Origin of the sequence: Rhodococcus parequi, from assembly GCF_046042785.1 — a bacterium.
Lineage (GTDB): Bacteria > Actinomycetota > Actinomycetes > Mycobacteriales > Mycobacteriaceae > Prescottella > Prescottella parequi.
The window spans coordinates 413,602-429,147 of record NZ_JBDLNV010000004.1 but is presented as its reverse complement, the minus strand read 5'-3'; the positions used below and the strand labels follow the sequence as shown (position 1 = coordinate 429,147).

General features: G+C 67.4%; 14 protein-coding genes. 7 read left to right on the top strand and 7 right to left on the bottom strand.

All coding sequences use genetic code 11. From position 1 onward, the window contains the following. Nucleotides 1–39: 39 nt before the first annotated feature. On the top strand, nt 40–1,080 hold the full coding sequence (locus tag ABEU20_RS13680) for an LLM class F420-dependent oxidoreductase (RefSeq protein WP_420164946.1): 1,041 nt from the start codon (nt 40–42) through the stop codon (nt 1,078–1,080). 78 nt (nt 1,081–1,158) lie between these two features. Here the strand turns inward: ABEU20_RS13680 and ABEU20_RS13675 are convergent, their stop codons facing one another. The 4 genes from ABEU20_RS13675 to ABEU20_RS13660 all read right to left on the bottom strand — a co-directional run bounded on the left by ABEU20_RS13675 (nt 1,159) and on the right by ABEU20_RS13660 (nt 4,861). Further along, nucleotides 1,159–1,920 (bottom strand): 3-hydroxyacyl-CoA dehydrogenase, encoded by a 762-nt coding sequence (locus ABEU20_RS13675; protein WP_420164945.1) that lies wholly within the window; start codon nt 1,918–1,920, stop codon nt 1,159–1,161. Nucleotides 1,921–1,949: 29 nt separating this feature from the next. Continuing rightward, nucleotides 1,950–3,143, bottom strand: coding sequence for an acetyl-CoA C-acyltransferase (locus ABEU20_RS13670; protein ID WP_420164944.1), 1,194 nt, complete (start codon nt 3,141–3,143; stop codon nt 1,950–1,952). A 99-nt stretch (nt 3,144–3,242) separates the two neighbouring features. Then, complete coding sequence (locus ABEU20_RS13665; RefSeq protein ID WP_420164943.1) at nt 3,243–3,863, bottom strand: TetR/AcrR family transcriptional regulator; 621 nt, start codon at nt 3,861–3,863, stop codon at nt 3,243–3,245. Between the two features lie 137 nt (nt 3,864–4,000). After that, nucleotides 4,001–4,861, bottom strand: a complete 861-nt coding sequence (locus ABEU20_RS13660) for a crotonase/enoyl-CoA hydratase family protein (RefSeq protein ID WP_420164942.1) — start codon at nt 4,859–4,861, stop codon at nt 4,001–4,003. Nucleotides 4,862–4,902: 41 nt separating this feature from the next. Here ABEU20_RS13660 and ABEU20_RS13655 point away from each other — a divergent pair, with 41 nt between their 5' ends. Both ABEU20_RS13655 and ABEU20_RS13650 read left to right on the top strand, forming a co-directional pair. After that, a complete protein-coding gene (locus tag ABEU20_RS13655) occupies nt 4,903–6,552 on the top strand; it encodes an acyl-CoA synthetase (protein ID WP_420164941.1) in 1,650 nt (549 codons plus the stop codon). After that, entirely contained in the window at nt 6,552–7,667 is a 1,116-nt protein-coding gene (locus ABEU20_RS13650; RefSeq protein ID WP_420164940.1) for an NAD(P)H-dependent flavin oxidoreductase, read from the top strand. Before ABEU20_RS13655 ends, ABEU20_RS13650 begins: the two co-directional genes overlap by 1 nt. 73 nt (nt 7,668–7,740) lie before the next feature. Here ABEU20_RS13650 and ABEU20_RS13645 read toward each other — a convergent pair whose 3' ends face one another. The 3 genes from ABEU20_RS13645 to ABEU20_RS13635 form a co-directional block, all read right to left on the bottom strand. Further along, nucleotides 7,741–9,372, bottom strand: coding sequence for a long-chain-fatty-acid--CoA ligase (locus ABEU20_RS13645; protein WP_420164939.1), 1,632 nt, complete (start codon nt 9,370–9,372; stop codon nt 7,741–7,743). 75 nt (nt 9,373–9,447) lie between these two features. Then, the gene (locus ABEU20_RS13640) at nt 9,448–10,569 is read right to left on the bottom strand and encodes an acyl-CoA dehydrogenase family protein (protein WP_420164938.1); all 1,122 of its coding nucleotides are present in this window, start codon (nt 10,567–10,569) and stop codon (nt 9,448–9,450) included. Nucleotides 10,570–10,584: 15 nt separating this feature from the next. Next, complete coding sequence (locus tag ABEU20_RS13635) at nt 10,585–11,766, bottom strand: acyl-CoA dehydrogenase family protein (RefSeq protein ID WP_420164937.1); 1,182 nt, start codon at nt 11,764–11,766, stop codon at nt 10,585–10,587. 281 nt (nt 11,767–12,047) lie between these two features. On the opposite strand from ABEU20_RS13635, the gene ABEU20_RS13630 reads away from it, so the two are divergent. The 4 genes from ABEU20_RS13630 (at nt 12,048) to ABEU20_RS13615 (ending at nt 15,535) form a co-directional block, all read left to right on the top strand. Next, complete coding sequence (locus ABEU20_RS13630) at nt 12,048–12,236, top strand: ferredoxin (protein WP_005515523.1); 189 nt, start codon at nt 12,048–12,050, stop codon at nt 12,234–12,236. Nucleotides 12,237–12,355: 119 nt separating this feature from the next. After that, nucleotides 12,356–13,267, top strand: a complete 912-nt coding sequence (locus tag ABEU20_RS13625; protein WP_420164936.1) for a 3-oxoacyl-ACP reductase — start codon at nt 12,356–12,358, stop codon at nt 13,265–13,267. A gap of 631 nt (nt 13,268–13,898) precedes the next feature. Further along, complete coding sequence (locus ABEU20_RS13620; protein ID WP_022594117.1) at nt 13,899–14,663, top strand: MlaE family ABC transporter permease; 765 nt, start codon at nt 13,899–13,901, stop codon at nt 14,661–14,663. 20 nt (nt 14,664–14,683) lie between these two features. Next, on the top strand, nt 14,684–15,535 hold the full coding sequence (locus ABEU20_RS13615) for an MlaE family ABC transporter permease (RefSeq protein ID WP_420164935.1): 852 nt from the start codon (nt 14,684–14,686) through the stop codon (nt 15,533–15,535). Nucleotides 15,536–15,546 lie beyond the last annotated feature (11 nt).

Sequence of the window (15,546 nt, the reverse complement as noted above, 5' to 3'; positions counted from 1 at the left end):
AAGGGACACATTCGTTCTGGGAAAACACGGAGGCGCTCGATGAAGTTGGGGTTACAACTCGGGTACTGGGGTGCGCAGCCGCCGGCCAACGCGCAGGAACTGGTGAACGAGGCCGACGCCTCCGGGTTCGACGCGGTCTTCTCCGCCGAGTCGTGGGGTAACGACGCCTTCACTCCGCTCGCGTGGTGGGGATCGAGCACCGAACGGATCCGCTTGGGCACCTCGGTGGCTCAGATGTCTGCCCGCACCCCCACGAACTGTGCGATGCACGCCCTGACGCTCGACCATCTCTCCGGCGGACGGGCGATCCTCGGTCTCGGCGTCTCGGGTCCGCAGGTGGTCGAGGGCTGGTACGGGCAGCCGTTCCAGAAGCCGCTCGCCCGTACCCGCGAGTACGTCTCGATCGTGCGCCAGGTGCTCGCCCGGGAGGCGGCGGTGCGGGGCGACGGACCGCACTACCCGTTGCCGTACACCGGGTCCGGTTCGATGGGGCTCGGGAAGCCGCTCAAGCCGATCACCCACCCGCTGCGCGCAGATCTGCCGATCTGGCTCGGCGCCGAGGGCCCCAAGAACGTCGCGCTCACGGCAGAGATCGCGGACGGTTGGCTCGCGATCTACTACACGCCGCGCCTGGCTCCGATGTACAACGAATGGCTCGACGAGGGCTTCGCCCGTTCGGGTGCGCGGCGCAGCCGCGAGGACTTCGAGATCGCCGCGACGTGCCAGGTGGTCGTCACCGACGACCGGCAGGCCGAGATCGACAAGCTACGACCGATCACGGCGCTGTATGTCGGCGGTATGGGCGCGGCGGAGATGAACTTCCACGCCCAGGTCTACACCCGCATGGGCTACGGCGACGAGGTCAAGGAGATCCAGAAGCTGTTCCTGTCGGGACGCAAGGACGAAGCCGCGGCGATCGTGCCGGATCAGATGGTCACGGACACGATGATCATCGGTAACCGCGACGAGGTGCGCACCCAGGTCAAGGAGTGGGAGGACGCCGGCGTCACGATGCTGCTGGTGACGTGCCGCAGCACCGCGCACATGCGCGAGCTGGCCGAGGCCGTGGGCGCCGTCTGATCACTCGGACATGTGACGAGGCGCGGCCCGCGACGGATCACCGTCACGGGCCGCGCCTTTCGCTGTGCCGCTGTGAGATCAGCGCGGCGCCATGCGGATCGCGCCGTCGAGGCGGATCACCTCACCGTTGAGCATCGGGTTCGAGACGATGTGCGCGGCGAGCGAGCCGTACTCGGCGGGGTCGCCCAGGCGCGACGGGTGCGGAACCTGCTTGCCGAGGGACTCCTGCGCGGGCTCCGGGAGGCCTGCGAGCAGCGGGGTCTTGAACAGGCCCGGTGCGATCGTGACGACACGGATCAGCAGCGATGCGAGGTCGCGGGCGATCGGCAGCGTCATGCCCACGACGCCGCCCTTGGACGCGGAGTACGCGGCCTGGCCGATCTGGCCGTCGAACGCCGCGACGGACGCGGTGTTGATGATGACGCCGCGCTCGCCTTCGATCGGATCGGTCTTCGCGATGCGCTCGGCGGCGAGGCGGAGCACGTTGAAGGTGCCGACGAGGTTGATGTTGATGACACGGTTGAACTCCGCGAGCGGGAACGCGCCCTGCTTGCCGACCGTCTTGATGGCGTTGCCGATGCCGGCGCAGTTGACCGTGACGCGCAGCGGGCCGAGCGACTCGGCAAGGTCCAGGGCGGCGACGACGGATTCCTCGTCGGTGACATCCCCGGCCGCGAAGCGGACCCGGTCGCCGAGTTCCTTCGCGACCACCTCGCCGTTCGACGACGGCAGGTCGAGGATGACGACGCTCGCTCCCTGCTCGTGCAGGGCCTTGACGGTGGCCAGGCCGAGGCCGGAGGCGCCGCCCGTCACGAGTGCAACGCTGTCCTTGACGATCATGCGGTGTTCCTTTCGGATCTTCTTGTGTTTCAGAGTCGTTCGATGATGGTGGCGTTGGCCATGCCCGCGCCCTCGCACATGGTCTGCAGACCGTAGCGCCCACCGGTGGTTTCGAGGTGATTGACGAGCGTGGTGAGCAGGCGTGTCCCGGACGAGCCCAGAGCGTGGCCGAGCGCGATGGCGCCGCCCAGCGGGTTGAGCTTGGCGGGATCGGCGCCCAGTTCGTGCGCCCACGCCAGCGGGACGGGCGCGAAGGCCTCGTTCACCTCGTACGCGTCGAGGTCGTCGATCGACAGCCCGGCGCGGGCGAGCACCCTGCGCGTCGCGGGAATCGGTGCCGTGAGCATCATCAGCGGATCGTCGCCCAGCACCGCGAAGGAGTGGAATCGTGCCCGCGGAGTGAGATCCAGTTCGGTCGCGGCCTTCTCGCTCATGATGAGGACGGCGGACGCGCCGTCGGTGAGCGGCGACGAGTTGCCGGGCGTGATCTGCCAGGGCGCCTCGGGGAAGCGGGCCGCGAACTCGTCGGTGCGGAAGGACGGCCTCAGTCCGGCGAGGCCGTCGGCGGTGGTGGACGCGCGTACCGTCTCGTCGACGGTGTGCGCGTACTCGGTGCCGTCGGGCCCACCGACGGTGATCGGCAGGATCTCCCGGTCGAAGGCGCCGCTCGCCGCGGCCGCCGCGGCACGTTGATGCGACCGGGCCGCGTACGCATCGAGGCTCTCGCGGTCCAGCTTCCATTTCGCGGAGATCAGCTCGGCCGAGATGCCCTGGTGAATCAGACCTTCCGGATACCGGGCGGCAATGCCCGGGCCGGCGGTGTCCTGGCCGATGGAGGACGTGCCCATGGGGATACGGCTCATCGATTCGACGCCGCACGCGATGACGATGTCGTAGGCGCCGGCGATGACGCCCTGCGCGGCGAAGTGTGCCGCCTGCTGGCTCGACCCGCACTGCCGGTCGATCGTGGTCGCCGGCACCGATTCGGGGAATCCGGCCGACAGCAGGGCGGTGCGCGAGATGTTGAGGGACTGTTCGCCGACCTGCTGGACGCAGCCTCCGATGACGTCGTCGACCCGGGCGGGGTCGAGTCCGTTGCGGTCGACGATCGCGCGCAGCACGTGCGCGAGCAGTTCCACCGGGTGGGTGCCGGACAGGGCGCCGCCGGGCTTGCCCTTTCCGGACGCGAGTCGAACCGCGTCGACGATGACTGCCTCGGCCATGGGCACGATCCCTTCCTCGAAACCAGCTTACTTATCGATCGCTAAGTGGGTACCACGTGGGAACCACCGAGGTCAACGCTTGCAGGGCGTCGGCGGCGGTCAGCGCGCGGGCGCGACCATCTTCGACGCGATCGCCGCGTACTTGGCGGCGACGGCCTCCGGGCCGAGTTCGCCCTCCGCGTGGTACCAGCGCGGAATGGCCTGGCACATTCCCAGGACGGCCCGCGTGGACTCGGCCGGGTCGTCGACGTCGAACGCGCCGGACTCGACGCCGTCCCGCACGATGTCCAGGACGATGGTCTCGATGCCTTTGCGGACGGTGCGGTAGCGCTCGTAGTTCTCGGCGGTCAGGTACCGGGCCTCGCCCTCGATCGCGGCGAGGCGAGCACGGTCGGTCATCCGCAGAACGATCGCAGTCACCACGTTCGTCAGGCGTCGGGCGGGGTCGCCGTCGCCCGCGTCGTCGGCCGCCCGGGCCCGGGCGAGGACGTCACCGGTGCCCAGTTCGACGAGCGCGACCAGCAGACCTTCCTTGCTGTCGAAGTGGTAGTACAGCGCGGGTACCGTCACGCCCACCCGGCGCGCGATGTCGCGCACCGACGCGCCGTGGAAACCCTTCTCGTAGAACGCATCGAGGGCGGCCGACAGGATCGGCGACAGTTCGAGGGGCTCGAGCCGACGCCACTCCGGGCGCGACTTCTCACCTGCGGCAGTGCCCATCGGCGGTCCCACCTGTCGATCGTCGGTCAGTGCCCGTCGAGGATACGCGCGTTCGTCCGCCGGACCCCACAACGGCTGAAGGGTCCCTTCACGCGCTGCGAACGCACGAAGGGACCCTTCAGCCGAAAGTGGTGGTGCTACCTGCCGGTGAACTTGGGAGTGCGCTTCTCGGCGAACGAGCGCGGGCCCTCCTTGGCGTCGTCGCTCTTGAAGACCGCCATGCCGATCTGGGCCTCGAGCGCGAAGGCCTCCTCCTCGTGCATGCCCTCGGTGACGCGGATGGTCTTCAGGATCGCCTGGACTGCGATGGGGCCGTTGGCGGCGATCTGCTCGGCGATCTCGAGTGCCTTGTCCAGCGCCTGGCCGTCGGGGACGACGTGGCCGACGAGGCCGAGTTCCTTGGCCTCGGGTGCGGGCACCGTGCGCCCGGTCAGCAGGATCTCCGCGGCGAGGGTGTAGGGGATCTGGCGCACCAGGCGGACCGCGGAGCCGCCGAGCGGGAACAGTCCGAGGCGGGCCTCGGACACGCCGAACCGGGCGCTCTCGCCGGCGACGCGGATATCGGTGCCCTGCAGGATTTCGGTGCCACCCGCGATGGCGGGGCCCTCGACGGCGGCGATGAGCGGCTTGGTGAGGCGGCGGCCCTTCAGCAGTGCCGGCAGCTTCGTCACGTCCATTCCGCCCGAGAACTTGTCGCCCGGAGCGTTGCGGTTCATCTCCTTGAGATCCATTCCGGCGCAGAACGTGCCACCGGCACCGGTGAGGATCGCGACCCGGATGTCGGGATCGGAGTCGATCCGATCCCACGCCTCGACCATGATCTCCATCATCTCGCCGGAGAGTGCGTTGCGGGCCTCGGGACGGTTCATCGTCACGATCAGGACGTGGCCGCGCTTCTCGACCAGGCAGTGGGGCGATTTCGCCGAAACGTCTGTATTTTCCGCGGTTCCGGTGGACACTGGTGGACTCCTGATATCTATGTGAGCTGAGTCTCTCATTGGGTCTTGTCAGCGACAGTAACACGTTCTACTTTGTTGACGTGGCCATTAATATCGCAGACCTTGTAGAACACTCGATCGATCTCAACCCGGATCGTCTCGCCCTGGTGGACGCCGATCGTGAGGTGACGTTCGCGCAACTGGAGGAGAAGGCCAACCGTCTGGCCAACTACCTGCGAGATCAGGGCGTCGGCCCGGGCGACAAGGTGGGCATCTACAGCCGCAACACCATCGAGGCCATCGTGTCCATGGTCGCGATCTTCAAGGCCCGCGCCATCATGGTCAACGTCAACTACCGGTACGTCGAGAACGAGTTACAGTACATCTTCGAGAATTCGGACATGGTCGCGCTCATCCACGAGCGCCGCTACAGCGACAGGGTCGCGGGGGTCCTGCCGAACACCCCGCAGGTGAAGTCGGCCATCGTCGTCGAGGACGGTACGGATCTCGACTACTCGTCGTACGGCGGTGTCGAGTTCGAGAAGGCGCTGGCGCAGGGCTCTCCCGAGCGCAACTTCGGTGAGCGCAGCCCCGACGACATCTTCATCCTCTACACCGGTGGCACCACCGGTATGCCCAAGGGCGTCATGTGGCGTCACGAGGACTGGTGGCGGGTGCTCGGCGGCGGCGTCAATTTCGTCACCGGCGAGTACCTCCAGGACGAGTGGGAGCTGGCGAAGGTCGGTGCCGAACATCCTGCGATGGTTCGCTTCCCGATCCCGCCCATGATCCACGGCGGCTCGCAGTCGGCGGTGTTCCACAGCCTGTTCGGTGGCGGCACGCTCGTCATGCATCCCGAGTTCGACGGCCACGCGGTGTGGCAGGTCATCGACCGGCACAAGGTCAATCTGATCTTCATCACCGGTGACGCGATGGCGCGCCCCATGATCGATGCGTTGATCGCCGGCAACCCGGAGACCGGTGAGCCGTACGATCTTTCGTCGCTGTACGTCATTGCCAGCAGCGCGGCCCTGTTCTCGCCGGCTCTCAAGGAGCAGTTCCTCGACCTGCTGCCGAATCGACTGCTCACCGACTCGATCGGATCGTCCGAGACCGGTTTCGGTGGGCTCGCGACCATCACCAAGGGCTTCGAGCACACCGGTGGACCGCGCGTGAAGATCGACGCCGCAACCGTCGTCATCGACGACGAGGGCATCCCTGTGGTGCCCGGTTCCGGACAGGTCGGCCTCCTCGCCCGCAGCGGGCACATTCCCCTCGGCTACTACAAGGACGAGGAGAAGACCAAGGCGACGTTCAAGACGCTCAACGGAATTCGCTACTCGATCCCCGGCGACTACGCCACAGTCGAGGAGGACGGCACCGTCACGATGCTCGGCCGCGGATCGGTCTCGATCAACAGCGGTGGCGAGAAGATCTACCCCGAGGAGGTCGAGGGCGCCGTCAAGACGCATCCCGACGTCTTCGACGTCCTCGTCGTCGGTGTCCCCGACGAGCGCTGGGGCAACCGTGTCGCGGCCGTCGTCGCGCCGCGCCCCGGCACCCGCCCGAGCATGAACGACATCGTCGATGCGGCTCGCAAGGAGATCGCGGGCTACAAGGTGCCGCGCAGCCTCTGGCTCGTCGACGAGATCAAGCGCTCGCCGGCCGGCAAGCCCGACTACAAGTGGGCCACCGCGGAGACCCAGTCCCGTGAGGCCGACGACCACTTCACCAACGGCAAGGACGCGTGATGCATACCGATCTCGCCGAAAAGTTCGGCATCCAGTACCCGATCTTCGGGTTCACTCCGTCCGAGCACGTGGCGGCAGCGATCTCGCGCGCCGGTGGGCTCGGTGTCCTCGGGTGCGTGCGGTTCAACGACCCGGACGAGCTCGAGGCCACCCTGACCTGGATGGACGAGAACACCGACGGCAAGCCGTACGGCGTCGACATCGTGATGCCGGCCAAAGTGCCGACCGAGGGCGGCGCGGTCGATCTCGACAAGCTCATCCCCGCCGAGCATCGCGCGTTCGTCAACCGTACGCTCGACGACCTCGGCGTCCCGCCGCTGTCCGACGACGTCGAGCACGCCACCGGCGTCCTGGGCTGGTTGCACTCGGTGGCTCGCTCACACGTAGACGTCGCGCTGAACCACCGAATCTCCCTGATCGCCAACGCCCTCGGCTCGCCGCCGAAGGACGTCATCGACCTGGCGCACGAGAAGGGTGTTCCGGTCGCCGCGCTCGCGGGCGCCGTGGACCACGCCCGCAGCCATGTCGAGAACGGTGTCGACATCGTCATCGCCCAGGGCTACGAGGCGGGCGGCCATACCGGGGAGATCGCCTCGATGGTGCTGGTCCCCGAGATCGTGGACGCGGTCGGCGATTCCGCGGGCGTCCTCGCCGCCGGTGGTATCGGCAGCGGCCGCCAGGTCGCCGCAGCCCTTGCACTCGGCGCTTCCGGTGTCTGGATGGGCTCGTACTGGCTGACGACGAGCGAGTACAAGCTCGGCAGCGCGGCCGACGGCCCGTCGTCGATCCAGCGTGCGCTGCTCGGTGCAACGTCGGCCGATACTGTTCGTTCGCGGATCTACTCGGGCAAACCGGCTCGACTGCTCAAGACCAAGTGGACCGATGCCTGGGCCGAGCCCGATGCGCCCGAGCCGCTTCCGATGCCGCTGCAGAACATTCTCGTCAGCGAGGCGCACCAGCGCATCTCAGCCGGCAGCGACCCCGAGGTCGTCGCGATGCCGGTCGGTCAGATCGTGGGACGGATGAACGAGATCCGCCCGGTCGCCGATGTCATGGCCGAACTCGTGGCGGAGTTCGAGTCGACGGTCTCCCGCCTCGACGGACTGAAGGGCTGACCAGAGCCCGACGCGACAGCGCCCCCGGAACGATGTTCCGGGGGCGCTGTCGTCGATCGGAGGCCCGAGATGATCAGGCGTCGGCGGTCACGCGCTCCAGAGTGACTGCGAGTTCCGGTGTGAGCAGCTCGAACTCGTCCCGGCCGCGGTCGCGCAACCACACCGGATCGGTGCAGTGCCAGCGTTCGGCGCTGAGCGTGCGGGTCACGACCTTGAAGGTCGCGGTGCGCGGGAACTCCGAGCACACCCGCACCAGCGTCGGACGCTGCTTCGGCCCGAGGTCGGACTGCTCGTCGAGGAAGCGGGCGAACGCGATCGGGTCGAAGTCCGTAGCGTCCGCGGTGGGGATGACCGCGGCCATCACCCGGTCACCGACCTCGCGATCCGGCACGCCGTACACCGACACCTGCGCGAAGCCGGGGTAGCGCAGCAGGATCCGCTCGATCGGTGCGGCGCCGAGGTTCTCGCCGTCGACGCGTAGCCACCCCGAACTGCGGCCCGCGAAGTACACGAATCCGTCGGAGTCCCGGTACGCCTGGTCGCCGCTCCAGTACATGCCGTCGCGCAGGCGTTCGGCGTCCGCCTCGGGATTCTTGTAGTAGCCCGCGAAGGCGCCCGGCCCCGTCACGTTCACCATCTCGCCGGTGGCCTCCTCCGCATTGAGCAGGCGGCCGGCGGCGTCGAACTCCGCAGGAGGACACACTTGTCCGGTGTCGGGATTGCGGATCTCGACGGTGGGCGGCAGCATGCCCAGCGCGCCGACCGGGGCGTCCGGGTGCGCGGAGATGGACACGCCGCCCTCAGTGGAGCCGAATCCGTCGACCACGCGGGTGCCGAAGCGTCGGGCGAACTCGCGGGCGACCGGCGCCGACCCCTCGTTCCCGTACATCACCCGCAGCGTGTTGTCGGCGTCGTCGGGCTGCTCGGGTGTGGCCAGGATGAACGACAGCGGCTTGCCGACGTAGTTCGCGTAGGTGACGCCGTAGCGTCGGACGTCGGGCAGGAATCCGGACGCGGAGAACTTGCGCCGCAGCGCGATTGCGCTCCTGCCGCCGAGGGCCACCGACCAGGCGGCGATCATGGCGTTGGAGTGGAACATCGGCATCGCCATGTACACGACGTCGGCGGCGGACAATTCGAAGCGCTCCGCCAGCATGATGCCCGGCTCGGTGAACTTCCGATGGGTACAGCGCACCGCCTTCGGATCGCCGCTGGTGCCCGACGTGAAGATCAGCATCAACAGGTCGTCGAGGTGTGCCGCCGGTGCGATCGCGGGACTACCCGCGTACGGCCGCAGAAGTTCGGACCACTCGGGGGAGTCGACATTGATCACGCGCACCCCGCCGAGGTCGATCCCGTCGAGCAGGTGTGCCTGGGTGTTCTCCGTGAACACGATCTGGCAGTCGGACAGCGCGATGTCCCGCGCGAGCGCGTCACCGCGACGCGTGGTGTTGAGACCGGCGAGAACGGTGCCGGAGAACGCCGCGGCGCCGAGGAGGGCCGAGAACTCCGGAATGTTGTCGAAGAGCACGCCGAAGTGGCGGGGGCGATCGGCCTCGAGCAGAGCGTCGAGAAGTGCCGCACGGTCGTACATTCCGTGGACGTGTTCCGTCCACGGAATGTACGCATCCTCGAATCGGATCCCGTGCGTATCGGCGTCGCGAAGCTGCTCGAGCAGATCCGCGACGGTGGGAGTCACTGTCATGCCCACATCATCACCTGTGTGACGCCCGTCATGGTTCCTCGTTTCACTGTGTGGGACTGCTTGTGCGCGTACCGGTTACGCAGGCGTCGCGGCGAGCTCGGCTCCCAGACGGCGCAGCTGGTCGGAGGCCGAACCAAGTAGGAACTCCTGACGCTTGGCGGCGAGGAAGTACCGGTGCACGGGGTGGTCCTCGTCGAGCCCGACACCGCCGTGCACGTGCACGACCGTGTGGGCGACGCGGTGGCCCGCATCGGCAGCCCAGAACTTGGCGGTCTCGATCTCGCCCTCGACGGGCAGACCCGCGGCGAGGCGGAAAGCCGCCTGCCACAGCGTCAGCCGCACACCCTTGACGTCGATGTACCCGTCGGCCAGGCGCTGGGCGACGGCCTGGAAACTGCCGATCGGCCGGTCGAACTGGATGCGCTCACGACCGTACTCGGCGGTCATCTTCAGGGCCTGGTCGAGCACACCGAACTGGAATGCGCTCGAGCCCACGGAGCCACGGTCGACGATCCATTCGACGATCTCGGTACCGCGTTCGACCGATCCGAGGACGCGGTCGTCCGCGACGTGGACGTCAGCCAACTCGACGATGCCGGTGCAGCCGAAGTCCGTCGTCTGCTGGCGGGTCACCGTGACGCCGGGGTCGGCCGCCTCGACGAGAAACACGACGGTGCCCTGATCGGTGGCGGCCGGGACGAGGAACAGGTCCGCGACCGGGGCACCGTCGACGACGATCTTGGTCCCGCGCAGCGTCCAACCGTCCGCCGTCTTGTCGGCGCGGGTGACCGGTGCCGCGGGGTTGTCGTTGAGCTCCTCCGCCAGAGCCGCGGCGAGGACTTTGGAACCGGCGCCGGCCGGGGCGGCCCACTCCGAACGCTGAGCGTCCGAGCCGAACTCGGCGATCGCGCCGGCCGCCATGACGATCGACGACAGGTACGGGACGGGGGCCACGCCACGGCCCAGCTCGATCAGGATGCTGCTCTGCTCGAGGATGCCGAAGCCGTCACCGCCGACGGACTCGGGCAGGGCGGCGCTGAGCACGCCGGAGGTCGCGAGGGTGTCCCAGAGCTTGCGGTCGAAGCGGTCCTCGGCGGAGTCGAGCTCGCGCAGACGCTCGTTGGTGACGAGGTCGGCGACGATGCCGCTCGTCAGCCCGGCCAGGTCCTGCTGGGCCTCGGTGAGGGTGAAGTCCATGTTCGTCGTCCTTCCTTATCGCTTCGAAGCCGGCTGGCCGAGGGCGGTCATCGCGATGATGTCGCGCTGGACCTCGTTGGTGCCGCCGCCGAAGGTGAGGATCAGTGCCGAGCGGTGCATGCGCTCGAGGCGGCCGCGGAGCTGGACTCCGGGGGAGTTCTGCCGGATCGTGGCGGACGGGCCCATGATCTCCATGAGCAGGCGGTAGGCCTCGGTCGCGAACTCGGTGCCGAACACCTTGTTCGCGGACGCGGCCTCGGGGCCGGGCGCGTGATCCTCGGCGGAGGCGATCTCCCAGTTCATGAGCTTCAGATACTCGGTCTTGGCGTGCACGCGGGCCAGGTTCATCTGCACCCACTCCTGGTCGATCACCCGGCGACCGTCGGCCAGCTTGGTGTTCTGCGCCCATTCGCGCACTTCCTGGAGCGCGGTCATGATCGGTCCCGCGGAGGTGAGCGCGACGCGCTCGTGGTTGAGCTGGTTCGTGACGAGACGCCAGCCGCCGTTCTCCTCGCCGACCAGCGAGCTCTGCGGCACCCGGACGTCCTGGTAGTAGGTGGCGCTGGTGTCCGGGCCGGCCATCGTGTGGACGGGGGTGTACGAGAAGCCCTCGGCGGTGGTCGGCACGATCAGCATGCTGATGCCGCGGTGCTTCTTGGCGTTCGGATCGGTGCGGCACGCCAGCCACACGTAGTCGGCGTACTGGATGAGGCTGGTCCACATCTTCTGGCCGTTGATGACGTAGTCGTCACCGTCCTTGACCGCGGACGTGCGCAGCGACGCGAGGTCGGTGCCCGCTCCCGGCTCGGAGTAGCCGATCGAGAAGTGCAGCTCGCCCGCCGATATCTTGGGCAGGAAGAACGCCTTCTGCTCGGGGGTGCCGAAATGCATGATGGTCGGCGCGACCGAGTTGATCGTCAGGAACGGCACCGGTGCGCCCGCGATCGCGGCCTCGTCGGTGAAGATGAGCTGCTCCATCGGGGAGCGCTCCTGGCCGCCGTACTGCTCGGGCCAGCCCAGCGTGAGCCAGCCGTCCTGGCCCATCTGCTGGACGACCTCGCGGTAGACGTTGCCCTCGCCGTACTCACCGGTCGTCGCGGCGAGTGCCTCGCGGCGTTCGGGGGTCATCAATTTCGCGAAGTAGCTTCGCAATTCCTCCCGCAGCTGCTGTTGCTGCGGGGTGTAGGTGATATCCACGTGCATTTCTCCGTTCCGGGACTATCGTCGACGTCGATTTCGACCGATACGACCCGGATTTCTGGAATGATCGCGGACACTGCTGATCGTGTACGAGGCTGTGACAGCGGCCTTTCCGTGACCGGTGCGGACCGTGCGGTCGGCGCCTACAGGAGGGTTGCCCGAATCATTGCACAGCAGTGAAACGGGTTCTAGTCTTATGCCGAAGTCTTGTTGCGCCACAGCCCGGCGCGTGGGGCTTCGGTCCGGTCTTTCGAACGAACGTGAAATGAGGAACCGTCATGGAGGTAAGGGTCGACAGGGACCGCTGCGAGGCAAACGGTGTCTGCGTCGGAATCGCTCCCGACATCTTCGATCTGGATGACGACGAGGAGTTGATCATCTCGGCCGCCGTTCCTCCGGCCGATCGGGAAGCGGATGTGCGTTCGGCGATCGCGCAATGCCCGCGCGCCGCACTCACCGAGCACTAGAGTCACCCTTGCGGCCAATGTAGAACACGTTCTACATTGGCCGCTGTCGTCGGCAGCCGCGGCGACGAGGCACCGACCGGCGCGAGGCCGGTCGACGTCACGGTTACGGGAGTGCGTACATGAGTGCAGGCAGCAATCGCGAGGTCAGCTTGGAGGGCAAGGTCGCGATCGTGACCGGGTCGGGATCCGGTCTCGGACGGGCCGAAGCGATCGGCCTGGCCCAGTCGGGCGCTGCCGTGGTCGTCAACGACCTCGCGATCAACGAAACGGTCGAGTCGACGCTCGACGAGATCCGTGCCCTCGGTGGCAAGGTCGAGTTCGTCGCAGGTGACGTCGGCGAACGTTCCACCGCGGACGCGCTCATGGCGGCGGCGCAGGGGCTCGGCGGCGTCGACATCGTCGTCAACAATGCGGGAATCGTCCGCGACCGCATGCTTTTCGGGATGTCCGACGAGGAGTGGGACCTCGTCCTCAAGGTGCACCTGCGTGGCCACTTCCTCCTCTCCCGCAACGCCGCCACGTTCTGGCGTGACAAGTCGAAGGCCGACGGGGCCCCCGTCTACGGCCGCCTGATCAACACGTCGTCGGAGGCGGGACTGCTCGGCCCGGCAGGGCAGCCGAACTACGGCGCCGCGAAGGCCGGGATCACCGCGCTGACCCTGTCGGCTGCGCGCGGTCTGTCGCGCTACGGCGTGCGAGCCAACGCCATCTGCCCGCGCGCGCGGACGTCGATGACGGAGTCCGTCTTCGGTGACGCCCCCGAGGGGCAGATCGATCCGCTGTCGCCCGAACATGTCGCCGCGCTGGTGTCGTACCTTGCGTCCCCGGCGGCCGACAAGGTCAACGGACAGGTCTTCGTGGTCTACGGCCCGATGGTCGCGCTCATGGCCGCGCCGGTTGTCGAGCAGCGCTTCGATGCGGACGCGCAGTGGACGCCCGCCGGTCTCGCCGACGAGATGGGCGCGTACTTCGACGACCGCGATCCCGAGCGCATGTTCTCGGCCTCCGAGGCTCTCAAGTCGCTGGGCTGATCACGCCCGGTTCCGAACCCGACGATCCCGTAATACCCCATGTAACGGGGTATTACGGGATTTTCGATACAGGCGGTAGGAAAGGCGACAGGATGAGTCGGACGCGGCGTGTCCACGCGTCGTCGCCCGGCGGACGGCGGCCTCGGGGGTCGAGCCCCGCGAAACGCTGTACTGGTGTCTAGAACGTGTTCCAATTCGTTGATCGCAGCGCGGTCTCGGGACGGTAACCAAGGGCTGCAGCGACTCGGTTGTCGGCACTGGATTCCCGGACGGGCGCAGGGTTCGATCGCTTCACTCCGGAGAGGGCGTCCGGCGAGGAATTTTATGCGTCTGCGCAGCTGAGTATGGGTGATCGTCCACCTCGTCGAGTGCGGGCGAGGGGGCGACAACCGTCCCCTTTCGATACTGCGCGCCGCATTTTGTGATCCGCTCCGGCCGAGTGCCGCTGTTGCCTGCGCTCGGGTTCGGGGTGTCGCGGCCGAAATCTTTGACAGGTGAACACGTTCTAGTTAATATGACCTGGGTCACAGAGCGTTTGTCCTGTTCGGACGCCCTGGGGGGTGCGTTGTGCCGCGAGTGTTCGCGGCGGCGCATCGAACGTCCATGACAAGGATTTGGTGAGGAGGGAAACGTGGTCGACCTCCTCGAGGTACCCCTGCGGGCCGCAGGCGGATTCTTCGCGATGTCGGCGGACACGCTGCGCGCGGTCTTCTCGCGACCGTTCCAGCGGCGTGAGTTCGTCGATCAGGCGTGGTTCGTCGCGCGGGTGTCGATGGTTCCGACGGTGCTCGTCGCGATCCCGTTCACCGTGCTGGTGAGCTTCACGATCAACATCCTCCTGCGGGAGATCGGCGCGGCCGACCTCAGCGGCGCAGGTGCGGCTCTCGGTGCCGTCACGCAGGTCGGGCCCATCGTCACGGTGCTCATCGTCGCCGGTGCCGGCGCGACCGCGATCTGCGCGGATCTCGCAGCCCGCACCATTCGCGAGGAGATCGACGCCATGCGGGTGCTGGGCATCAATCCGATCCACCGCCTCGTGGTGCCGCGCGTACTCGCGTCCACCGTTGTCGCGCTGCTGCTCAACGGTCTCGTCTGCACCATCGGCATCCTCGGAGGCTTCCTCTTCTCGGTGTACGTCCAGGACGTCAACCCCGGTGCGTTCGTCAACGGCATCACGCTCCTCACCGGTTTCGGCGAACTGATGATCTCGATGCTCAAGGCCGGTCTGTTCGGCATGATCGCCGGCCTGATGGCCGCGTACCTCGGCATGAACGTCCGTGGCGGTGCGAAGAGTGTCGGTGACGCGGTCAACCAGACCGTCGTGTTCTCGTTCATGGCGCTGTTCGTGGTCAACGTGCTCATCACCGCCATCGGCATCAAGTTGACGTCCGGGTGAGTGACAGGGTGGTGAAGTAGATGGCTCTGGTGGCATCGGGACGTTTCGTCCGCACTCGGCGGCGCATCGCGCGCACATCGCGCTCGGTCGACCGCGTCGGCGAGCAGGCATTGTTCTTCTGGCGTGCGCTCGCGTGGTCCCCCCGCGCGCTCCTGCACTACCGGAAGGAAGTGCTGCGGCTCATCGCCGAGATCAGCATGGGCACCGGCGCACTCGCCGTCATCGGCGGCACCGTCGTCATCGTCGGATTCCTGACGCTGTTCACCGGCGGCACCATTGCGGTCCAGGGCTTCAGCTCGCTCGGAAACATCGGCGTCGAGGCGCTCACGGGCTTCTTCGCAGCCTTCATCAACGTGCGCATCGCCGCACCGGTCATCGCGGGTATCGGCCTGGCTGCCACGATCGGCGCCGGCTCCACCGCGCAGCTCGGTGCCATGCGGGTCTCCGAGGAGATCGACGCGCTCGAATCGATGGCCATCCCGTCGATTCCGTACCTCGTCTCCACACGCGTGATGGCCGGCATCATCGCCATCGTCCCGCTGTACTCGCTCGCGGTCATCGCGTCGTTCGTGGCGAGCCGCTTCGCGACGGTCGTGCTCAACGGCCAGTCGGGTGGTGTCTACGACCACTACTTCTCGACGTTCCTGATACCCACGGACATCCTCTGGTCGTTCGTACAGGCGATCGTGATGGGTGTGGCCGTGATGCTCATCCACACCTACTACGGCTACAACGCGAGCGGCGGTCCCGTCGGCGTCGGCGTCGCCGTCGGTAATGCGGTCCGCGCCTCGCTCATCGCAGTCGTGACCGTGACCCTGCTGATCTCGCTGGCGATCTACGGCCAGTCCGGCAACTTCAACCTCTCGGGATAGGCGGAGGAGCG